The 21,584-nt window shown below is 63.2% G+C and carries 20 protein-coding genes; 10 read left to right on the top strand and 10 right to left on the bottom strand.

Features of this window, described 5'->3' with window-relative positions:
* Nucleotides 1-118: 118 nt before the first annotated feature.
* Entirely contained in the window at nucleotides 119-979 is an 861-nt protein-coding gene (locus EXN22_RS04970; RefSeq protein ID WP_407691943.1) for a shikimate dehydrogenase, read from the top strand.
* Nucleotides 980-1,040: 61 nt separating this feature from the next.
* On the opposite strand, the gene EXN22_RS04965 is transcribed toward EXN22_RS04970, so the two are convergent.
* Nucleotides 1,041-1,709 (bottom strand): TetR/AcrR family transcriptional regulator, encoded by a 669-nt coding sequence (locus EXN22_RS04965; protein ID WP_130263021.1) that lies wholly within the window; start codon nucleotides 1,707-1,709, stop codon nucleotides 1,041-1,043.
* A 77-nt stretch (nucleotides 1,710-1,786) separates the two neighbouring features.
* Complete coding sequence (quiC, locus tag EXN22_RS04960; RefSeq protein ID WP_130263020.1) at nucleotides 1,787-3,697, bottom strand: 3-dehydroshikimate dehydratase QuiC; 1,911 nt, start codon at nucleotides 3,695-3,697, stop codon at nucleotides 1,787-1,789.
* 233 nt (nucleotides 3,698-3,930) lie between these two features.
* On the opposite strand from quiC, the gene EXN22_RS04955 reads away from it, so the two are divergent.
* Nucleotides 3,931-5,247: an MFS transporter gene (locus EXN22_RS04955; RefSeq protein WP_233281716.1), complete on the top strand. Its 1,317-nt coding sequence runs from the start codon at nucleotides 3,931-3,933 to the stop codon at nucleotides 5,245-5,247.
* Here the strand turns inward: EXN22_RS04955 and EXN22_RS04950 are convergent.
* The 4 genes from EXN22_RS04950 to pcaH form a co-directional block, all read right to left on the bottom strand.
* On the bottom strand, nucleotides 5,244-6,122 hold the full coding sequence (locus EXN22_RS04950; RefSeq protein WP_130263018.1) for a DMT family transporter: 879 nt from the start codon (nucleotides 6,120-6,122) through the stop codon (nucleotides 5,244-5,246). The two genes, EXN22_RS04955 and EXN22_RS04950, sit on opposite strands and share 4 nt — an antisense overlap.
* Before the next feature lie 108 nt (nucleotides 6,123-6,230).
* Nucleotides 6,231-7,007 carry an IclR family transcriptional regulator gene (locus EXN22_RS04945; protein WP_130263017.1) on the bottom strand — a complete coding sequence of 259 codons (777 nt, stop codon included), beginning with the start codon at nucleotides 7,005-7,007 and terminating at the stop codon, nucleotides 6,231-6,233.
* Between the two features lie 119 nt (nucleotides 7,008-7,126).
* Nucleotides 7,127-7,732: a protocatechuate 3,4-dioxygenase subunit alpha gene (gene pcaG / locus EXN22_RS04940; RefSeq protein WP_130263016.1), complete on the bottom strand. Its 606-nt coding sequence runs from the start codon at nucleotides 7,730-7,732 to the stop codon at nucleotides 7,127-7,129.
* 11 nt (nucleotides 7,733-7,743) lie between these two features.
* Nucleotides 7,744-8,463, bottom strand: coding sequence for a protocatechuate 3,4-dioxygenase subunit beta (gene pcaH / locus EXN22_RS04935; protein WP_130263015.1), 720 nt, complete (start codon nucleotides 8,461-8,463; stop codon nucleotides 7,744-7,746).
* A gap of 200 nt (nucleotides 8,464-8,663) precedes the next feature.
* On the opposite strand from pcaH, the gene ypfJ reads away from it, so the two are divergent.
* Both ypfJ and EXN22_RS04925 read left to right on the top strand, forming a co-directional pair.
* Nucleotides 8,664-9,548, top strand: a complete 885-nt coding sequence (gene ypfJ, locus EXN22_RS04930) for a KPN_02809 family neutral zinc metallopeptidase (RefSeq protein ID WP_130263014.1) — start codon at nucleotides 8,664-8,666, stop codon at nucleotides 9,546-9,548.
* 210 nt (nucleotides 9,549-9,758) lie between these two features.
* Entirely contained in the window at nucleotides 9,759-11,672 is a 1,914-nt protein-coding gene (locus EXN22_RS04925; protein ID WP_130263013.1) for a methyl-accepting chemotaxis protein, read from the top strand.
* Between the two features lie 79 nt (nucleotides 11,673-11,751).
* On the opposite strand, the gene ggt is transcribed toward EXN22_RS04925, so the two are convergent.
* The 3 genes from ggt to EXN22_RS04910 all read right to left on the bottom strand — a co-directional run bounded on the left by ggt (nucleotide 11,752) and on the right by EXN22_RS04910 (nucleotide 15,092).
* Entirely contained in the window at nucleotides 11,752-13,419 is a 1,668-nt protein-coding gene (ggt, locus tag EXN22_RS04920) for a gamma-glutamyltransferase (RefSeq protein WP_130263012.1), read from the bottom strand.
* Between the two features lie 118 nt (nucleotides 13,420-13,537).
* Nucleotides 13,538-14,434 (bottom strand): LysR family transcriptional regulator, encoded by an 897-nt coding sequence (locus EXN22_RS04915; RefSeq protein WP_130263011.1) that lies wholly within the window; start codon nucleotides 14,432-14,434, stop codon nucleotides 13,538-13,540.
* Nucleotides 14,435-14,501: 67 nt separating this feature from the next.
* Entirely contained in the window at nucleotides 14,502-15,092 is a 591-nt protein-coding gene (locus EXN22_RS04910) for an NAD(P)H-dependent oxidoreductase (RefSeq protein ID WP_130263010.1), read from the bottom strand.
* Nucleotides 15,093-15,283: 191 nt separating this feature from the next.
* On the opposite strand from EXN22_RS04910, the gene EXN22_RS04905 reads away from it, so the two are divergent.
* Complete coding sequence (locus tag EXN22_RS04905; protein ID WP_130263009.1) at nucleotides 15,284-15,598, top strand: putative quinol monooxygenase; 315 nt, start codon at nucleotides 15,284-15,286, stop codon at nucleotides 15,596-15,598.
* On the opposite strand, the gene EXN22_RS04900 is transcribed toward EXN22_RS04905, so the two are convergent.
* Nucleotides 15,588-16,352 (bottom strand): sulfite exporter TauE/SafE family protein, encoded by a 765-nt coding sequence (locus EXN22_RS04900; RefSeq protein ID WP_130263008.1) that lies wholly within the window; start codon nucleotides 16,350-16,352, stop codon nucleotides 15,588-15,590. The genes EXN22_RS04905 and EXN22_RS04900 overlap by 11 nt on opposite strands.
* A 77-nt stretch (nucleotides 16,353-16,429) precedes the next feature.
* Between EXN22_RS04900 and EXN22_RS04895 the strand changes: the two genes are divergently transcribed.
* From EXN22_RS04895 to EXN22_RS04875, 5 genes are read left to right on the top strand one after another with little or no spacing between them, the layout of a single operon-like run.
* Entirely contained in the window at nucleotides 16,430-17,362 is a 933-nt protein-coding gene (locus EXN22_RS04895) for a LysR substrate-binding domain-containing protein (protein ID WP_130263007.1), read from the top strand.
* Between the two features lie 46 nt (nucleotides 17,363-17,408).
* Nucleotides 17,409-18,014 (top strand): CDP-alcohol phosphatidyltransferase family protein, encoded by a 606-nt coding sequence (locus EXN22_RS04890; RefSeq protein ID WP_130263006.1) that lies wholly within the window; start codon nucleotides 17,409-17,411, stop codon nucleotides 18,012-18,014.
* Nucleotides 18,015-18,044: 30 nt separating this feature from the next.
* Complete coding sequence (locus EXN22_RS04885) at nucleotides 18,045-19,799, top strand: bifunctional alpha/beta hydrolase/class I SAM-dependent methyltransferase (RefSeq protein WP_130263005.1); 1,755 nt, start codon at nucleotides 18,045-18,047, stop codon at nucleotides 19,797-19,799.
* Nucleotides 19,799-21,118: a phosphatase PAP2/dual specificity phosphatase family protein gene (locus tag EXN22_RS04880; protein ID WP_130263004.1), complete on the top strand. Its 1,320-nt coding sequence runs from the start codon at nucleotides 19,799-19,801 to the stop codon at nucleotides 21,116-21,118. Before EXN22_RS04885 ends, EXN22_RS04880 begins: the two co-directional genes overlap by 1 nt.
* Nucleotides 21,115-21,573, top strand: a complete 459-nt coding sequence (locus tag EXN22_RS04875) for a hypothetical protein (protein ID WP_130263003.1) — start codon at nucleotides 21,115-21,117, stop codon at nucleotides 21,571-21,573. The genes EXN22_RS04880 and EXN22_RS04875 overlap by 4 nt, the downstream gene beginning before the upstream one ends.
* Nucleotides 21,574-21,584: the final 11 nt, after the last annotated feature.

Genomic DNA, 21,584 nt, shown 5'->3' with positions numbered 1-21,584 from the left:
AGCGCACAGAAAACACGCGGACAGGCCCAGCGGCAATTGACCAAATTAACCATTCGGTACATTTTCTAATCTGACGCGCTCCCGCTTCATTTCCAAGAACAACAACGGAGTTTTCAGCATGGCTTTGGCCTCTTCTCCCAGCATCCTCGCCGGCCTTATCGGTGCAGGCATCCAGGCTTCGCGCACCCCGGCGCTGCACGAGCACGAAGGTGCCGCGCAAGGGCTGAACTACCTGTACCGGCTGATCGATCTGGACGCGCTCAAGCTCGACAGCAGCGCCCTCGAAGAACTGCTGACGGCGGCCGAGTACATGGGTTTCACCGGCCTCAACATTACCTTCCCGTGCAAGCAAGCGATCCTGCCGCTGCTCAATGAACTGTCGCCGCAAGCCTGCGGCATCGGCGCGGTAAACACCGTGGTGTTCAAGGATGGCAAGCGCATCGGCCACAATACCGATTGCCTGGGTTTTGCCGAAGGCTTTCGCCGCGGCCTGGCGGATGCCAAGCGTCGGCAAGTCGTGCAAATGGGCGCTGGTGGCGCCGGGGCGGCGGTGGCTCATGCGCTGCTGGAGGAAGGGGTCGGTCAACTGACGGTGTTCGATGTCGAACTGGCCCGCGCCCAGGCCCTTGTGGATAACCTCAATCAGCAGTTCACAGGCTGCCGGGCCCGGGTCGGCCATGACTTGCCAAGCGCAATGGCCAGCGCCGACGGCCTGGTCAACACCACGCCCATGGGCATGGCCAAGCTGCCGGGCATGCCAGTGCCCAAGGCATTGCTGCGCGCGCAGTTGTGGGTGGCGGAGATCGTGTATTTTCCGCTTGAAACCGAGCTGCTGCGCGAAGCGCGGGCCCTGGGTTGCCGTACCTTGAGCGGGGCGAACATGGCAGTGTTCCAGGCGGTGAAGGCGTTCGAACTGTTCAGCGGGGTGAAGGCGGATACCGCGCGGATGATCGAGCACTTCAACAGTCTGGGAGACTGAGAAGCATCGCGGGGCAAGCCCGCTCCTACCAAGTGGGAGCGAGCTTGCCCCGCGAAAATGCTCAAGCCTGCAAGAATCTGAGCACCGACTCGCAAATCATCTCCCGATGCCGTTCCTTGACCGCCGCCTCTTCGAAATCCACCTGGAAGATCTCGCCAAAGGTATGCCGGTTCGATACCCGGTAGAAGCAGAACGAGCTGATCAGCAGGTGCACATCCAGCGCATCCAGCCCCTGGCGGAACACCCCTTCGGCAGCCCCGCGCCTGAGCACTTCATCCAGTGCCGTCAGCACACTCTTGTTCATCGAGCGAATGGCCGACGAGCGCTTCACGTACTCGCCGTGGTGCATGTTCTCGTTGCAGACAATGCGCACGAAATCGACATTGCGATCATGGTGATCGAAGGTGAACTCCACCAGTCGGCGGATACCCAGGCGCGGCTCGAGCTCGGCAAGATGCAGGCTGCTTTCGGTACTGCGGATATCGCCGTAGAGCTTCTCCAGCACCTCGACGTACAGCTGCTCCTTGCTGTTGAAGTAGTAGTAGATCATGCGCTTGGAGGTTTGCGTGCGCTCGGCGATCGCATCGACCCGGGCGCCGGCCAGCCCCTGCTGGACGAACTCGCTGATCGCCGCCTGGAGAATGTTCTCGCGGGTCTTTTCCGGGTTGTTTTTGCGGCCCTTGCGCGGCGCCGGTTCAGGGGCTGCGCAGGGTGCTGGGGTAGTCGTCATACGGGACTCATGGCCATCGGTTAACCCGGCGATTATGAGCCCCGGGTGCGGAGTAAGGAAGCCTCGCTGCCTGCGCCCTACAACCTGGCCTGCCCTGGCCCGCCCGCGCGCGCCTTGGCCATGGCGGCCAGGCGCACGGCGACGTTGGCCGCGCCATAGCCGCTGTAGCCGTTACGCCGTTGCAGCACTTCGAAGAAGAAACGCTCTTCGAACGGCTCGGTGTACACATGAAACAGCTCACCGCCCTGGGCATCGCGGTCATATAGCACGTTGTAGTAGGCCAGTTCGCTGAGGAACTGATCGTCGAAATCAAAGCGCGCGGCAAGGTCGTCGTAATAGTTGAGCGGGATGTCGAGCAAGGCCACGCCCGACTCTTTGGCCTGTTTGACCGCAGTAAAGATATCGTCGCAATCGAACGCGATGTGATGCACGCCCGAGCCCCGGTAATGCGACAAGGCATGGGCAATCGCCGTGTTGCGGTTTTCCGAAATGTTCAGCGGCAGGCGTATCGAGCTGCATCGGCTGCGCAGGGCGCGGCTCTTGACCAGGCCATAGGGGTCGGGCAACACCACCTCGTCATCGGCGCTGAAATCCAGCACGCTCTTATAGAACAGCGCCCAACTGTCGAGGCCGTCGGCCGGCAAGGCCAGGGCCATGTGGTCGATGCGGGTCAGGCCCAGGCTGCTGCCTGGTTGCGCCTGCACATTGAAGTCGGTGTCGTAGATGGTCAGGCCCTGGGCGTCCTGCTCAACCAGGTAGATCAGGCTGCCGTCCGGTGCGCGCACCGCCGCAAGCTCGCGCTCGTTGGGGCCGACCAGGCCGCGGTAGGGCTGGCTATGGTAAGCCACGGCGCGGGCCAGGGCCTGGGTGCTGCCCTTGACCCGGATCGCCGTGGCGCACAGCGACGGGCCATGGCTTTCGAAGAAATTGTGGGCAAAGGAATAAGGTTCGGCGTTGAGGATCAGGTTGATTTCGCCCTGGCGCAGCAGGCTGACGTTCTTCGAGCGGTGCACACCGGCGCGGGTAAAGCCCAGGCGCTCCAGCCAGTTGCCCAGCTTGGCCCCCGAGGCGTCGTCGACGGCAAACTCGAGGAACTCGACTCCGTCGTAGTTGCTGGCAGGCGGTGGCGCGAACAACAGCTCTGGGGCGGCGAGCTCAACGCGGTCCTGCCCGAGGCGCTGACGGGTCTTTTCTTCCAGGTACAACAGCGAGCGCAACCCATCGGCGGCATTGGCCCGTGGCGGCGCCGCGCGAAACCCGTCATTGAAGACCTCCAGCGACAGCGGGCCACGGTAACCGCTGGCCAGGATCGGCGCGAGAAAGCCCGGCAGGTCAAACTCGCCTTGCCCCGGAAAACAGCGAAAATGCCGACTCCACTCCAGCACATCCATGGCCAGCAGAGGTGCATCGGCCATCTGCACAAAGAAAATCTTCTCTCCCGGCACCTGGGCGATTGCCCCTGGATCACCCTTGAGCGACAACGTATGGAAACTGTCGAGGATCATCCCCAGGCTTACATGGTCGGCGGCTTTGACAATCTCCCAGACCTGCTCCCAAGTGTTCACATGGCGTCCCCAGGCCAGGGCCTCATAACCGATACGCAGGCCACGGGCCCCGGCACGCTCGGCCAGCAGGCGCAGGTCATCCACCAGCAACGGGCGCTCCCCCAAAGCATCGGCGGCAACGTTGCTGCACACCAGCACCAGGTCAGTGCCCAGCTCCTGCATCAGATCGAACTTGCGTTCGGCACGGTCCAGGTTGCGTGCCAGGCGTTCGCGCCGGCAACCTTCGAAGTCGCGGAAGGGTTGGAACAGGGTTATCGCCAAGCCCAGATCAGCGCAGCGCTGGCGAATTTCGCGCGGGCTGCCGGCGTAGTACAGCAGGTCATTTTCGAAGATCTCGACACCATCGAAACCTGCGGCGGCGATGGCATCGAGTTTTTCTGGCAAAGTACCGCTCAAGGACACGGTGGCGATCGAACGCTGCATTATTCTGGCTCCGATGGGCAGGCAAAACCGGGTGGAGCAATTATTGGCGTTGAGCAAAATTTGCTCAATTAAAAAGGTACGAACTAGTTAGTTTTGTGTTCGATTATCGCCCAAAACAACGCTCGGTGAATTGACCCTTTTTTGACCACAGGCGCACCATTTCCGAACCAAGGCTTGACCCATAAACATAAAAATACGGGTAACCCGCGATGATCCACACTCAACCCACCCGCATGGCCCAGCCCCTGGGCAGTACTCCACACGCCGGAATCGGCGACAAGCTGCGTGGCGCCATGGCCGTCGGCAAGACCCGCTGGGTCATGCTCGCCCTGGTGTTCTTTGCCACCACCTTGAACTACATCGACCGCGCCGCCCTTGGGGTGATGCAGCCGATCCTGGCCAAGGAAATGAGCTGGACGGCGATGGACTACGCCAACATCAACTTCTGGTTCCAGGTCGGTTACGCCATTGGCTTCGTGCTCCAGGGCCGCTTGATCGACCGGGTCGGGGTCAAGCGTGTGTTTTTCTGTGCCGTCCTGCTCTGGAGCCTGGCCACCGGCGCTCATGGCCTGGCCACTTCGGCGGTGGGCTTCATGGTCTGCCGGTTCATTCTGGGCCTGACCGAAGCGGCCAACTACCCGGCCTGCGTCAAGACCACCCGCTTGTGGTTCCCGGCCGGTGAGCGCGCCGTGGCCACTGGTATCTTCAACGCCGGTACCAACGTCGGCGCCATGTTCACGCCCATGCTGCTGCCGTTGATCCTCAGCGTCTGGGGCTGGCAAGCGGCGTTCATGGGCATGGCCGCACTGGGCCTGGTCTGGGCGGTGTTCTGGGGCCTGAAGTACTTCAACCCGGAAGATCATCCGAGCGTCAGCAAGGAAGAACTGGCCTACGTGCAAAGTGAAGCGGAACCCGATCAGGCCCGCGTGCCGTTCTCACGCATCCTGCGCATGCGCGGCACCTGGGCCTTTGCCCTGGCCTACTCGCTGACGGCGCCGGTGTTCTGGTTCTACCTGTACTGGCTGCCGCCCTTTCTCAACCAGCAATACAGCCTGGGCATCAGCGTGACGCAGATGGGCATCCCGCTGATCGTCATTTACCTGAGTGCGGATTTCGGCAGCGTCGGCGGCGGTATCCTCTCCTCGTTCCTGATTGGCCGCGGCATGGCCCCGGTCAAGGCGCGGCTGCTGTCGATGCTGCTGTTTGCCGTGACCATCGTCGGCGTGACCTTCGCCGCCGGGGCCAGCAGCCTGTGGGTCGCGGTACTGGCGATTTCCCTGGCCATCGCCGCGCACCAGGCCTGGACCGCCAATATCTGGAGCCTGGTGATGGACTACACACCCAAGCACATGATGAGCACGGTGTTCGGCTTCGGCGGCATGTGCGCGGCCATCGGCGGCATGTTCATGACCCAACTGGTCGGCTACATCCTCACCACCACCCACAACAACTACACCCTGTTGTTCACCCTGATTCCGGCCATGTACTTCATCGCCCTGGCGTGGATGTACTTCATGGCCCCGCGCAAAGTGCCGAAGGTCGAGGCCTAACGGCGACGCTGCAACCAAGCGGCGCCCAGGCCGCTCAGGCAGATCAAGGCAATCCCCACCAGCCCGGCCATGTCCGGGCTGTGTCCGAACAGCACCAGGCCAAGAATCCCGGCGAACACGATCTGACAGTAACTGAATGGCGCCAGCATGGCCGGCGGCGCATGACGAAAGGCCTGGGTCAGGAACAGGTGCGCGGTCATCCCGCAGGTGCCCAGGGCCACCGCCATCAATCCGTGGACCAGGCTCGGTGTCTGCCAGAACATCGGCACCACAGCGCTCATCACCAAGGTGTTGAGCAGGCCGGTGAAGAAGTTGCTGGTGGTCGGGCTGTCGGTGCCGCTGAGTTTGCGCGTCAGCAGTTGGTAGAAACAGAAGCACAAGGCCGAGCCGAATGGTAGCAACACCGCCGGGGTGAACAAGGCACCGCCCGGATGAATGATCACTGTCACGCCGACGAAACTCACCAGCACCGCCACCCACTGCCCACGCGTGACCTTCTCGCCCAGCAGCGGCAGCGACAACGCCGTGACCAGCAACGGCGCAAGGAAGTTGACCGCTGTCGCCTCGGCCAACGGGATGTACTGCAAGGCCGTGGTGAACAACAAGCTGGTGCCCAACAGACACAGCGCGCGCAGGGTCTGCAGCCCGGGCCTGCGGGTACGCAGCACGCGAAGGCCCGACTGCGGCAGGAAGATCACCATCATCAGCAAGGTGTGCACCAGATACCGCGCCCACACCACCCAGAGAATCGGATAGAAGCCGGCCAGGTACTTGGACAGGGCGTCGTGGCTGGCGAACAGCAACGTCGCCAAGACCACCAGGGCGATGCCCTTGAGCGGTTGGCTGACAGCGTCGAGCGCAGTGGGACGTGGCATGAATATAGGCTCGCAGGTTCAGCGTGGGCGGAGCGTCTGGGGAATATTTAGAACCATGTTCCACTTTCAATGCAAGCGAAAAAAGCCGTGCAAGACAGTTGCTCCCACCTAAACGAAAAGCTCGGACGCGGGGCTGGCCGCCGACAACTCCGCCGCTGCCGCCAGCAACACCGGCGCCAATGCGTGCATGCGTGCCTCACTCATACGCGCACTGGGCCCGGCCACGCTGAGCACCCCCACCGCGTGCCCGTCGAGCGGGTGGCGCACCACTGCGGCCAGGGCCGAAGTACCCAACGCCGAACTCTCCGCCACCCAGGCATAGCCATGCTCGCGGGCGATACGCAGGCGTTCGAGCAGTTCGGCATTGGACTTCGGCGCATTGGGGCCGAAGTCCGCAGGATTGGCAATCCCCTGGCGCTCCACCAGCAGCAACGCCTGGGCATCACTCAGGCTCGACAGCCAGGCATGCCCGGAAGCGGTGTAGAACAGCGGCGCATCACGGCCCATGTCCGGGTCATAGCGCAAGCCGGAGCGAGCGCCCTGGGCCTTGGCGATCCAGGTCTGGCGTTCGCCGTCGATCACACCCAGGCGCACCAGTTCACCGGTTTGCTGGGCCAGTTGATCGAGAATCGGCTGGACAACATCGGCGCCGCTGCTGGCCAGGTAGCGAAAGCCCATGGCCACCAGGCGGGTACTCAAGAGGTAGCGGCTGCTCTCGGCATTCTGGCGCACATAGCCCAGGCGCATCAGCTCGGCGAGCATGCGATGGGTGGCGCTCTTGGGGATCTCCAGCTCTTCGGCCAGGGACTGCAGGGGCAGCCCGCGCGGTTCGCTGGTGAGGCGTTCGAGAAGGCTCAACGCACGTTCGATCTGACTGCCGGCCATGGTCATGGTCCCTGAAATGTGTGCCGGGGTAATCCCACAAACGGCACAATATGAAATCAGGTTCCAAAATACCGCAGGGCGACGTTCAGGTACATCGCCCCGCAGCAGAGGCAGCGCAATCAGAAATCGAAGAACACCGTCTCGCCTTCTCCCTGAATGCGGATATCAAAGCGGTATGCCAGCTTGCCGTCCACTTCGCAGCGGGTCGCCACCAGCGTCTCGCGTCGCTGCGGTTGCTCGATCAGGTTGAGCACCGGGCACTGGGCATTGGCCTGGGCTTCGTCATCGAAGTACAAACGGGTCTGCAGGTGAATGTTGATGCCACGGGCGAACAGGCTGACATTTATATGTGGCGCCATCGGCACGCCGGCGGCGTTAAGGGCCACGCCCGGCTTGATGGTGTACAGGGCCCACTCACCGGCATCGAAGGTGGTGGCAGTGCGGCCAAAGCTGTTGAACGGTTTTTCCAGATTGAATTCGCTGTGGTAGTCACCCTTGTGGTCGGCCTGCCAGAACTCCAGGAACGAGTCGCGCACCAAGTGGCCATTGCCGTCATAGACATTGCCGAACACCAGGATGTGCTCACCCGGCGCTTGAGCCTGGGCCATGCGATTCCAGATTTCCTGGTCGCGAGTCGGATTACCGGCAGCCTCCAGGGCCAGGCCGATATGCACGTAAGGGCCGGCGGTCTGCGAAGGGGTTTCCGGCAGCAGTTCAATAGGCATGGGGCGCCTCCTCAGCAGTTTTCAAAGTGGGTCTTGCGCTGCCCGCGCAACACGATGTCAAAGCGATAGGCCAGGCAGTCCATGGGGTTGGCATTGCTCATGTCCAGGCGGGCGATCAGGCTCTGCACCGCGTCAGGGTTGGCAATCGACTTGACGATCGGGCACATCGGGATCAACGGATCGCCTTCGAAGTACAACTGGGTAATCAAGCGCGTGGCAATCGACGGGCCGCTGATCGACACATGGATGTGCGCCGGGCGCCAGTCGTTGGGGCCGTTGCGCCAGGGGTACGGGCCCGGCTTGATGGTGCGGAAGCTGTAGTAGCCCTGGCTGTCGGTCAGGGCGCGGCCGACACCGCCGAAGTTGGGGTCCAGCGGCGCCAGGTAACGGTCGTTCTTGTGCCGGTAGCGGCCACCGGCATTGGCTTGCCAGATCTCTACCAAGGTGTGCGGGATCGGCTTGCCGTGCTGGTCGCAGACGCGGCCGGCCAAGACGATTCGCTCACCGATCGGCAGCCCGCCGTTGTTGAAGTTGAGCAGCAGGTCGTGGTCGTGGGGGCCGAAGGCAAGGTGCGAAAAATCCGGCCCGGTGCTTTCGCTGACCGACTGCGCGATGCTCACCAGGGCCTGGCGCGGCGAACGGGCGACGGAGGTCTTGTAGTCGGGGGTGAAGGCTTTCGGGTGCCAGTTGCGATCACGGATAGCGAAGCGACTGTTGTCTTGCGCAGACATGCCGTTCTCCTGTCTTGGAATTATTGGAGGGCCTGGGCGTGGCAGGCGAGCAGGCAGTTTCCGGCATGCGGGGCCCGGCGAATACTGAAAAGAACAGCGCCAGACATAACCAAATGGTTATGGATAGATCAGGAACCTGACAGCCCCCCGCACGGTGAACTAATCTTTGACTTCATGTTTCCAAGCTCCGGAGAGCACTCATGCAATGGCGAAAAGGCAGGCGTAGCGACAATGTGGTCGATGCCCGTGGCGAGGGTGGTGGCGGCATGCGCTTCGGCGGTGGCAAAGGCCTGAGCCTGGGGGCAATCCTGTTGATTGTCGGGATTGGCTGGATCACCGGCCAGGACCCGCTGCAGATCCTCGGCCAACTGGCCGGGCAGATGGGCCAGGAGCAGACCGCGCCGGTCAGCCCCGGCAGCAGCAAAGCACCACCGGCCAATGACGAGCAGGCCGAGTTTGTCCGCTCGATCCTGGGCGACACCGAAGACACCTGGAAAGCCATCTTTGCCCAGGCCGGCCGCCAGTACAAAGACCCCAACCTGATCCTGTTCAGCGGCCAGATCAACTCGGCCTGCGGTTTTGCCTCTTCGGCGGTCGGGCCGTTCTATTGCCCGGCCGACCAGAAAGTCTACCTGGACATGAGCTTCTTCCGCGAAATGGAACAGCGCTTCTCGGCCGCTGGCGATTTTGCCCAGGCTTATGTAATCGCCCACGAAGTCGGCCACCATGTGCAAACCCTGCTCGGCGTCTCGGCCAAGGTCCAGGCTGCCCGCCAACGTGGCGAGCGCATGGAGGGCGACAATGGCTTGCTGGTACGCCAGGAGCTGCAGGCCGACTGCCTGGCCGGAGTCTGGGCCTACCAGGCGCAAAAACGCCTGAACTGGCTGGAGCCGGGCGATATCGAAGAAGCCCTGAACGCCGCCAACGCTATCGGTGACGACCGCCTGCAGCAGCAGGGCCAGGGCCGCGTGGTGCCGGACTCGTTTACCCACGGCACCTCACAGCAGCGCCAGCGCTGGTTCAAGACCGGCTTCGCCAAGGGTGATATCAACCAGTGCGACACCTTCAGCGCACGGGCACTCTGACCCACCTTTGCCGCCGTTTCGCGGCCGCCTGAACGCTCAGGATGGCCGCAGAAACGCGCTGTTACTTACCGTTGGTCATTTTTGCTGAAATAGCGTTTCAGCTCCGGCGCAAGCCGCCGATAAACCCTGCTCAGAACATCGGCTGGCCATGAATAACAACAACCTTCCACCGATTCGGATCAAGAAGCACAACGTTCCTGGAGGGATTGCATGAATAGCTGGTTTGCCAACATCAGCGTCAACCTGAAACTCGGCCTGGGCTTTGGCCTGGTGCTGTTGCTTACCGGCCTGCTGGCCCTGACCGGCTGGAACAGCCTGGGCAGCCTGATCAATCGCAGCAACTGGATGAGCGACATCACCCAGCTGAACGGCGACCTGACCGACCTGCGCATCTCCCGCCTGCAGTACATGTTGACCAATGGCGACGACGCAGCGGCCGGCAATGTCCAGGTCAAGCTCAATGCCTTCAGTGAACAACAGAAAAAGCTGTTGAAGAGCTTCAAGAGCCCCGAGAACATCAAGCTGCTCCAGGACCTGGGGCAGACCATTGGCGAGTACCAGGTGTCGATCAACAAGATGCGCGCCGGTTACAAGACCAGCCTGGCCGCGCGCGACTCGATGAACCAGGCCGCAAGCCGCGCCATCGAGCTGATCGAAGCGATCAACCGCGACGTGCTGGCCCTGCCCGAGGGTGACCGGCTGGCGCAGTTCCGCACCATCACCCAGACCAAGGAACAACTGCTGTTGGTTCGCCTGGCCGTGCGCAGCTACATCGCCGACATCAGCAGCGAGACCGAGCAACTGGCCCTGCGTCAGCTCGATACCGCCCTGGCCGAAATCGCCGGCCTGAACAGCCAATTGCCAGGCGAAGCGACGCGCATCAAACAGTTCGAAAGCGCCGTCATGGCCTACCGTGACGCCGTACGCCAGTTCCGCGACGCCACAGCCGATGTTGCCGTGGCACGTCAGGAGATGACGGTCCAAGGGGCTGACATCGTCAAGACCAGCGACGCCCTGTACCAGATCCAGCTCGAGCGTCGTGACGCCGAAAGCGTGCAGGCCCGTAGCTTGCAACTGACCGCCACCCTGCTGGCACTGCTGGTCGGCGTACTGGCAGCGTGGATCATCACCCGGCAGATCACCCGCCCGCTGCGTGAAACTCTGGCAGTAGTCGAGAAAATCGCCGCCGGCGACCTGACTCACAACCTGCGTGTCACCCGCCGCGACGAACTGGGTGTGCTGCAGCAAGGCATCCAGCGCATGGGCTCGACCCTGCGCGACCTGATCACCGGCATTCGCGACGGCGTCACCCAGATCGCCAGCGCAGCTGAAGAGCTGTCGGCCGTCACCGAGCAAACCAGCGCCGGGGTCAACAGCCAGAAAGTTGAAACCGATCAGGTCGCTACCGCCATGCACGAAATGGCCGCGACCGTACAGGAAGTGGCACGCAACGCCGAGCACGCCTCGCAAGCGGCCACCGATGCCGATAGCCAGGCCCGTGCCGGTGACCAGGTGGTTGCCCAAGCCATCAGCCAGATCGAACGCCTGGCAGAAGAAGTGCATCGCTCCACCGAAGCCATGGGCCAACTGCAGCAGGAAAGCCAGAAGATCGGCAGCGTCATGGACGTGATCAAATCGGTGGCTGAGCAAACCAACCTGCTGGCCCTCAACGCCGCCATCGAAGCGGCCCGTGCCGGTGAAGCCGGGCGTGGTTTTGCCGTGGTCGCCGACGAAGTTCGCGGCCTGGCCCAGCGTACGCAAAAATCCACCGAAGAGATCGAAGAGCTGGTGGCTGGCCTGCAGAGCGGTACCCAGCAGGTCGCCAATGTGATGCTCGGCAGCCGCAACCTGACGGCCAGCAGCGTCGAGCTGACTCGCAAGGCCGGTTCCTCGCTGGAAAGCATCACTCGCACAGTGTCGAACATTCAGTCGATGAACCAGCAGATTGCTGCAGCGGCGGAACAGCAGAGCGCGGTGGCCGAAGAGATCAGCCGCAGCATCATCAATGTGCGCGATGTGTCCGAGCAGACGGCTGCGGCCAGTGACGAGACCGCGGCCTCCAGTGTTGAACTGGCGCGCCTGGGCAACCAGTTGCAGACGATGGTCAGCCACTTCCGCGTCTAAAAGCATCGCGGGGCAAGCCCGCTCCCACAGGATTGCAATTTTCTGTGGGAGCGGGCTTGCCCCGCGATCGACTCAACACTTACTTAACGATCTGCCCCACTCCCCGCCCACGCGGATCGGAAGCGGTTTCCAGCACCTTGCCATTGACCCGGATGGCCTGGATGTCGCCCATCTCCCAACCCTGATCTTCCAGGGTGTAACCCATCTTCTTCAGGTCTTGCGCGACCTCGCCGGTAAGCGGAGCAAAGGCATCGAAGTAGATCGTGTCCTTGGGCAGCAACTGGTGATGCACGCGCTGCGCAGCCACGGCTTTTTCCAGCGGCAGGTTGTAGTCATACAGGTTGTTCAGCACCTGAAAGATCGAGGTGAAGATCCGCGAGCCACCCGGGGTGCCCAGCACCAGGGTGACATTGCCATCGCGGGTTACCAGGCTCGGGCTCATCGACGAGAGCATACGCTTGCCCGGCTCGATCGCGTTGGCATCGCCGCCGACCACACCAAAGGCGTTGGCCACACCTGGCTTGGAACTGAAGTCGTCCATTTCGTCGTTGAGCAAAAAGCCTGCACCCTTGACCACTACGCCACTGCCGTAGTCCCAGTTCAGGGTGTAAGTGTTGCTGACCGCGTTACCCTGCCGGTCGACGATGGAGAAGTGCGTGGTCTGGTGCGGTTCAAGGCCCGGGCGGACTTTCTCGGTTTCCGAGATGGCAGCCGGATTGACCTCCTGAGCGCGCTTGGCGATGTAGTCCTTGGCGATCAGTTGCTCAACCGGCACCTTGGAGAACGCCGGGTCGCCCAAGTAGTCGGCACGGTCGGCGAACACGCGTTTTTCGATTTCGGCCAGCAGGTGAATGTAACGCGCCGAGTTCAGCTCGACACCCTGGAAGTCAGCGGCGCGCGCTTGCTTGATACCCAGCAGTTGCGCCAGCGCGATGCCGCCCGAGCTTGGCAGTGGCGCGGTGTAGACGACGTTGCCGCGCCAGTCGATCTTCATCGGCTCACGCCATACGGCCTTGTAATCCTTGAGGTCGTCCTTGCTGATCAGGCCCTTGTCGGCCTGCATCTGCGCCACCAGAAGGTCGGCGGTCTTGCCCTGATAGAACTCGCTGACGCCCTTGTCGGCAATGCGCTCCAGGGTCTGCGCCAGCTCTGGCTGCTTGAAGGTCTCGCCGACTTTCATGCTGCCGAAATAGTCGTTGAAGTTGGTGCTGTCCTTGAACAGGCCCAGGGCATCTTCGCGGTACTGGTACTGTTTGGAGGCAACCTTGAAGCCGTTCTTGGCGTAGCCGACCGCCGGGGTCAGCAGCTCGGCCCAGGGCAGCTTGCCAAACTTCTGATGCGCCTCCCACAGCCCCATCACCGTACCGGGTACGCCGGCGGCGCGGGAGCCGACCAGGCTGAGGTTCTCGATGATCTCACCCTTGTCGTCCAGGTACATGTTGCGGCTGGCGGCCTTCGGCGCGGTTTCGCGGTAGTCGAGGAAGTAGGCCTTGCCGTCGACATAGAGGGTCATGAAACCACCGCCGCCGATGTTGCCCGCCTCGGGGTAGGTGACCGCCAGGGTGAAGGCGGTGGCCACCGCTGCGTCCACCGCGTTGCCACCCTTCTTGAGGATATCGGCAGCAACCTGTGCACCATATTGATCAGGGGCGGCGACCGCACCGCCTTCCAGCGTCACCGCGTAAGCCGCGTTACTGGCGAGGATTGCGGCGCCCAGAGCCAGGGATCGGAACATCACAACGCGCATGAGAGCTTCCTTAGTGTTGTTTTCGTTGAACAGCCATTAAGGCTGAAGTCAGACGAGTTATCAAACACCCCAGGAAATTTCGCCGCGCATGGACAGAAGCTGTCGCGAATGGAAACGCTCAGCAGGCGTAGATCGCCAGCTTCTTCTGAATGAAGTCGAGAAAGCACTGGATGCGCAAGGCCAGCTGGGTGTTGCGGTAGTACACCGCATTGATCGGCTGGCGATAACCACTGTTGTGCTCGGCCAGGATCACCTGCAGGCGCCCGCTGCGGATGTCTTCATGGGTCATGAAGTGCGACAGGCAGACGATGCCCTCGCCGGCCAGGGCCAATTCGCGCAGGGTTTCCCCACTGGACGCCGACAGGCTCGGGCGGATCAGCAGGCGATCGCCTTCGGCATGGCGCAATGGCCAGTGGTTGAGGGTCTCGGTCTGGGTGAAGCCCAGCAGCACATGCTGTTGCAAGTCTTCGACACGCTGTACGGCGCCGTGACGGGCCAGGTACTCAGGACTGGCCAGCACGTTCAGCGGGCTGCAGCCCAGCGAACGGGCATGCAGACTGGAGTCGGCCAGCTCGCCAATGCGGATGGCCACATCAGTGCTTTGCTCGATCAGGTCGATGATCAGGTCGCTGGTGTTGAGCTCCAGCTGGATCTGCGGATACAACGCACGAAACTCACCGACCCAGGGCACGATGGCGTGCAGCATGAACGGCAGCGCCGCGTTGATGCGCAACCGCCCCGACGGCGTCAGGTGGTGCAGCGACAGATGCTCCTCGAGTTCGTCCATCTGCTGCAGGATCGCCTTGGCCCGCTCGAAGAAGAACCGCCCTTCTTCGGTCAGGTCCATGCGCCGGGTGGTACGGTTGATCAGCGTGGTGCCAAGCTTGGCCTCCAGGCGCGACAAGGTCCGGCTGATCGCCGAAGGCGTCTGCCCGCCCTGCTCGGCGGCTGCGGAAATCGAGCCGAACTCGATCACCGAGACGAACACCTGCAATTCATCGGACCTGGCTTTCACGGCGGTACCCCGGGGTTGGCGACAGCCGTGATTGATAGCCGCTTGCCGCTGCCAGCGCAAGGCTTGATCAGGCTTGAGCCTGGAAAACCTCGGCCAGGTGCTGCTCGTAGGCGACCACGGCGGCTTCGACATTGGGGCGCTTCATCACATCCACGGCAAGGTAAGTCGGCAGGCCGCTCATGCCCAGAAACTGGTTGGCCTTGTGGAACGGGAAGTACACCGCGTCCACGCCCTTGCCTTCGAAGAAGTCGCTGGGGTCATCGAAGGCCTGCTGCGGTGCGTTCCAGGTCAGCGACAGCATGTACTGCTTGCCCTGGATCAGGCCGCCGCTGCCGTACTTTTGCGAGGCATCGGAGCGGGTGCGGCCGTCGTTGGCATAGAGGCTGCCATGGCCGGCGGTGAAGACTTCATCCAGGTACTGCTTGACGGTCCACGGCGCACCCATCCACCAGCCGGGCATCTGGTAAATGATGACGTCGGCCCAGAGAAATTTCTGCACTTCTTCAGCATTGTCGTAGCCGCCGTCGATATAGGTGCTCTGCACATCGAAACCGGCGCGATCAAGGAAGGCCAGCGCGGCTTCGTGCAGGGTCTCGTTCAGGCGGCCATCGGAGTGGGCGAACTTCTTGCCACCGTTGAGCAACAGGACTTTTTTCATGGGGTGCCTCATCTGTGTTCGATCAGGGGCAGGCAAGCCTGTGACCGAGTGAATTTGATGGCGGCAGGTTAGAGGTCGATCTCGCGGGGAAACAGCCGTGCCCGGGCAAAATACATTTGACCAAAAAGCACGAATCTAAGCTTTATTGTTGCCTTAGAATCGATTCACCCTTTCCTTTCAGAGGCCTCTACATGAGCGAGCAGTACGGTTTCATCCTCAAAGCCAAGACCCGCCCGGAAATGTCCGAAGCTTTCGAAGCGCTGTTTCGCGCCTATGTCGAGCCAAGCCGGCAGGAACCGGGTTGCATCGAGTACCACATGCTGCGCGACCAGCAGGACCCGAGCCTGTTCGTGTTCTACGAGATCTGGGCCAGCAAGGCTGCGCTGGATGTGCACTCGGCCCTGCCGCACATGGCGGCGTTCTTCGAAAAGCGCATGGACTACCTGGAGCGCGACTTCGATATCCAGCTGATCGACATGCTCAGCGCCTCCTCGGCTAGCCGTTGAGTAACAGGTGTACGCCGAGCAAAGCCAGGCCGATAAAGAAGCAGCGCTTGAACAGTACGGCGCTGATGCGCTGACGCAACCACTGGCCGCCGAGCATACCCAGCAGCGCCGGCGCCAACACCAGCAATGACGCGCTCAGGGCCTGGATGCCGAGCGCATCCTGGCCCGCCAGGCCGATCGCCAGGGCCAGGGTCGAGACGCTGAACGACAAGCCCAGGGCCTGGACCATTTCCTCGCGACTCAAGCCCAGGCCCTGCAGGTAAGGCACCGCAGGGATCACGAACACTCCGGTGGCCGCAGTGATTACCCCGGTGATCAGCCCGCAAAGCGGCCCGAGCCAGGTTTCATGTGCAGGCGCAAGGCTCATCCCGCGAGCGAACAGGCCGTACAACGCATACACCAGCAACGCCCCACCCAAGGCATGCGCCGCCCAGGCGCCACTGTTGATGCCTAGCCAGGCGCTGCCCAGCAAGGTTCCGGTGAAGACCATTGTCAGCATCGGCCACAGCCTTTTCAGCAGCGCCCGCAGGTGCCCGCCGAAGGCCAGTTGCCAAAGGTTGGTCAGCGTCGAGGGGACAATCAGCAAGGCGGCTGCCTGCGCCGGAGGCATAGCCATACCGAGCAGCCCCATTGCAATGGTCGGCAGTCCAAGTCCGATCACGCCCTTGACCGCACCGGCCAGCACGAAAGTCGCAACGACCAACAGCGACAGCGCTGGACCGATATCCTGATAGAAGCCAAAGAAGAGAGTCATGGCGCTATCCTGCACCTCGCCATCCCTTCTGAAAATCTGCCATATACTCAGACAGACTATTGCCCAGAAAGAGGCTTATGCATTTCGATCTGATTGACCTGCGCCTGTTCCAGCACACTCTGGAGTGCGGCAACATCACCGCTGGCGCCCAGCGCAGCCACCTGTCGCTACCGGCGGCCAGCGCGCGTATCCGCGCCATGGAAAGCTCGCTGGGCACGCCGCTGCTCGAACGCAACCGCCGCGGGGTGCAGGCCACGCCTGCGGGGCAAGCGTTACTGCAACATGCCCGGCTGATCGCCCAGCAGGTCGAGCGACTGCAGTTCGATCTCGGGCGATACGCCCAAGGCCTGCAGGGCCAGGTACGGCTATTTTGCAACACCGCAGCCTTGACCGAGTACCTGCCGGAATTACTCGCCAGCTTTCTCCAGCAGTACCCGACCATCGATATCGACATTCACGAGCTGCCAAGCCTGCGCATCGTCCAGGCGATCACCCAGGGCGTGGCGGATATCGGCATCATCTCCAGCGCAGTGGCCAGCGAACACCTGCAGAGCCTGGCATTTCGCGACGACCCGCTGATGCTGATCATGCCATCTGCGCACCCGCTGGCCGCTACCGCCAATCTGCGCTTTGCCGACACCCTCGGCCACGGCTACGTCGGTCTGCAGGCCGACAGCGCCCTGGCCCTGCACCTTGAAGAGCAAGCCCTGCACCTGGGCCGGCGCCTGCAGGTGCGGGTGCGCGCCGAAGGGTTTGACGGGGTGATTCGCATGGTCGCCCATGGCGCTGGTCTGGGTATCGTGCCGATGGCGGCCGTGCAGCGCTGGCAGGGGCTGCTGCCGCTGCACAGCCAGGCGCTGCACGAGCCATGGGCCAAGCGCCAGTTACGCCTGTGCAGCCGGGATTTTGCCAGCCTGCCCGGGCATGCGCGGGCCTTGCTCGACTGCCTGAGTGCCACTGCTATTGCTCCGGCAGGGGCAATCCACCGACAATCTCCCCCGCGCACCTAGCGGTTGCTGCACTGATCGCCAACCGAGTCGTAAAGGGAGTTTCACCGTGCCGTCGATCTACCAGCTCAAACCCCGTTTCCAGGCGCTGCTGCGCCCGACGGTCGAGCGCCTGTACCAACGCGGCGTCACCGCCAACCAGGTAACCTTGAGCGCGGCCGTGGTGTCTGTGTTGCTCGGCCTGTTGCTGGCCTGGCTGCCGCACGTCACCTGGCTGTTCGCCCTGGTGCCGGTGTGGATGCTGTTGCGCATGGCGCTCAATGCCATCGACGGTATGCTCGCCCGCGAATTCGGCCAGCAATCCAAGCTCGGCGCCTACTACAACGAACTCTGCGACCTGATCGCCGACAGCGCCCTGTACCTGCCCTTCGCGCTGCTGCCGGGCGTCTCCTCGGCGCTGGTGGTGATCGTCGTGCTGGCAGCGCTGATCAGTGAGTACGCCGGGGTCATGGGTCCGCTGGTCGGTGCCGAGCGCCGCTACGACGGGCCCATGGGCAAAAGCGACCGGGCCTTTGCCTTCGGCGTGCTCGGCGCCGGCGTTGCCAGCGGCCTGTTGCCGGCCAGCTGGATCAACGGCGCGCTGCTGGTGATCTTGCTGCTCTCGCTCTATACCCTCTACAACCGGGTCAGCCGCGGTCTGGCGCAAACCCGCTGAAGCTCTTTGTGCCAGATAAGGATATTTGCCATGCGCAACGCGCAATCGCTGCACTTCACCACCCACGACGGCGTCGAGCTGCACTACCGCCATTGGCCCGCTGACATTGCTGACGACCAGCCGCGCCGCGCCGTGGTGCTGTTCCACCGCGGCCACGAGCATGGCGGGCGCATGGCCCACCTGGCTGATGAACTGCAATTGCCCGACCACGATTTCTTCGCCTGGGACGCCCGGGGCCACGGCCAGTCGCCCGGGGCTCGTGGCGACAGCCCGAGTTTTGCCTGCAGCGTGCGCGACGTACAGACCTTCATCGAACATATCGCCCGCGAGCACGGCATCGCCGAAGAAGACATGGCAGTGCTGGCGCAAAGCGTCGGCGCCGTGCTGATCGCCACCTGGGCCCATGACTACGCGCCCAAGGTACGCTGCCTGGTACTGGCCTCGCCAGCCTTCAAGGTCAAGCTATACGTGCCTTTCGCAAGACCGGGGCTGAAGCTGATGCGCGCCTGGCGCGGCAACTTCTTCGTCAATAGCTACGTCAAGCCGCGCCTGCTCAGCCACGACCCCGAGCGCATCGCCTCGTATGAAAGCGACCCGCTGATCAGCCGGCCGATTTCGGTGACCATGCTGCTCGGTTTGTATGAAGCCGCCGACCGCGTGGTGGCCGATGCCCAGGCGATCCAGGTGCCGACCCAACTGTTGATTTCCGGCGCGGATTTCGTGGTCAAGCGCAAACCCCAGGAACAGTTCTTCGAACGCTTAGGCTGCGCGCACAAAGAGAAGCACATCCTCCCCGGACTCTTCCACGACACCCTGGGCGAGCGTGACCGCGGCCATGCCCTGGCGCGCATTCGCCGCTTTATCGAGCACTGCTTCAGCCTGGCGCCGCAGCGCCCTTCGCTGCTCGCTGCCGACCAACTGGGCGCCAGCTGCGCCGAGGCCGAAAGCCTGGCCGCGCCGCTGCCGCGCAACTCGCCGGCCGACCTTTACTGGCGCGCCACCCGCGCCGGCCTGCGGCTGGGCAAAGGCTTGTCGGACGGGGTCAAGCTGGGCTTCGATACCGGTTTTGATTCCGGTAGCACCCTGGACTACATCTACCGTAACCAGCCCACCGGCAAAGGTGCGATCGGGCGCATGATCGACCAGAACTACCTCAACGCCATCGGTTGGCGCGGCATCCGCCAGCGCAAACTGCATGTCGAGGAACTGCTGCGCCTGGCCATCGAACGCCTGCGCGAACAGGGCAAGCCGGTGGACATCGTCGACATCGCCGCCGGCCATGGCCGTTACATCCTCGAAGCGCTGCAGGGCCTTGAGCGCAAGCCGGAGTCGATCCTGTTGCGCGATTACAGCGAGCTCAATGTCCAGCAGGGCAGCGCGCTGATCGCCGAAAAAGGCCTGGCCGACATTGCCCGCTTCGTTCAGGGCGATGCCTTCGATGCGCAAAGCCTGGCCAGCCTCGACCCACGCCCAACCCTGGCAGTGGTCTCGGGCCTGTACGAACTGTTCGCCAGCAACCAGATGGTCGGCGACTCCCTGGGCGGCCTGGCCCAGGCCGTGGAGCCCGGCGGTTACCTGGTGTACACCGGCCAGCCCTGGCACCCGCAGCTGGAGATGATCGCCCGCGCCCTGACCAGCCACCGCGCCGGCCAGGCCTGGGTGATGCGCCGGCGCAGCCAGGTGGAGATGGATCAACTGGTGGAGGCCGCCGGCTTTCGCAAGGTCTGCCAGCGTATCGATGAGTGGGGCATCTTCAGCGTCAGCCTGGCCCAGCGGGTCGCTTGATGAATACTGCACGCGAGCCGGGACTGATCAAGCGCGGGGTGCTCTGGCTGCTGTTGCTCGGCCCGCTGTTCTTCCTCAGCTACGGCCTGACCAACACCTACACCGCCGGGCGCAACGATGTCGGCAGCCTGGTGTTCGCCTGGGAAGGCGGCATCCCGCTGTGGCCCTGGACCATCATCCCGTACTGGTCGATCGACCTGCTCTACGGGTTGTCGTTCCTGTTGCCGCGCAGCCGCCGGGAAATGGACCGCCATGCCCTGCGCCTGCTCAGCGCCCAGCTCATCTGCATCCTCGGTTTTTTGCTCTGGCCGCTGCGCTTCACCGTCGAACGGCCTGCGCTGGACGGCCTGTTCGGCTGGCTGTTCGATGTGCTGATGGGCTTCGACAAGCCGTTCAACCAGGCGCCGTCGCTGCACATCGCCTTGCTGGTAATCATCTGGGCGATGTTTGCCCGGCATATCCATGCAAGGCTGCCGCGCTTGCTGGTGCATGGCTGGATGGCGCTGATCGGTGTGTCAGTGCTGACTACCTGGCAACATCACTTTATCGACCTGCCCAGCGGCGCACTGGTGGGCATGCTGTGCGTCTGGCTATGGCCGGTGCAAGGCCAGCCGGTGCTACGCCGCAGGCCACTGGCCCGCGACCCGCAGCGCTGGCGCCTGGCCCTGCGCTACGGCGCCGGGGCGACATTGCTGGCAGGCCTGGCGCTGTACCTGGGCGGCGTTGCCCTGTGGTTGATGTGGCCGGCAGTGGCGCTGCTGCTGGTGGCACTCAACTACGCGCAATTGGGCGCCGAAGGCTTCCAGAAAGGTGCCGACGGCCAGTTGTCGTTCGCCGCGCGCTGGCTATTGGCGCCCTACCTGGCGGGGGCCTGGCTCAACTCGCGCGCGTGGACACGGCGTCATCCGCAAGCCGATGAAGTGTGCGACGGCGTGTACCTGGGGCGGATTCCGGGCAAGGGTGAAGCCGCGCACTTCACCGCCATTGTCGATCTGTGCGCCGAACTGCCCGCCGCCGTTGCCCCAGGCCAGGCCTACCGCGCCCTGCCCAGCCTCGATCTGGTCGTGCCCACAGCCGAGCGCTGCCGGGAAGCGGCGCTGGCCATCGAGCAACTGCGTGCCCAGGGCCCGGTACTGGTCTGCTGCGCCCTCGGCTATTCGCGCAGCGCCAGCGCCGTGGCCGCCTGGCTGGTGCTCAGCGGGCGCTGCGCCAACGCCGCACAAGCGCAGCAACGCATCAGCCAGGCACGCCCCGGGGTGGTCCTGCATGCGCAGCACCTGCGGGTGATTGAACGCCTGCAAACGGAGCCTTGCCAGTGAGCGACGAAATCCACCTGGCCCTGGTCGCCAGGCTGCTCAAGCGCGGGCGCCAGGTCGAGCGACTGGCCGACGGCATCAGCCTGTTGGCGGTGTTTTTTGGCTTGGCGGCGCCATTGCTCGGTGTGCCCGCATCGTGGTTCAGCGCCATGCTGTGCAGCCTGTTGCTGCTGGCAGGTTTGCTGCAGAAGTTCTTCGCTGTGCGCGTGGCGCTGGACGCCGAGCTGTTTGCCCACCTGGCCGCCCGCAACGATCAACTCGCGCAACACACCCAGGCCCTGGACCAGTCGTTGTTCGCCCTGGGTCTCAAGGCCAATCCGGTCGATGACCGCGACTGGCAGGCACGTAGTCTGGCCGCCATGGGCCTGCTGCGCAAACAACTGCTGTGTTTTGCCGTGCAGGCCGTGCTGGCGCTGACCGCCATCCTGCTTTTTCCCTTGCTCAACCTTGTCGGATAAGGACCTTGCCC

It is taken from the genome of Pseudomonas tructae (assembly GCF_004214895.1).
Lineage (GTDB): Bacteria > Pseudomonadota > Gammaproteobacteria > Pseudomonadales > Pseudomonadaceae > Aquipseudomonas > Aquipseudomonas tructae.
The sequence above is the reverse complement of the archived record's forward strand: the minus strand, read 5'-3'. Positions and strand labels throughout refer to the sequence as shown.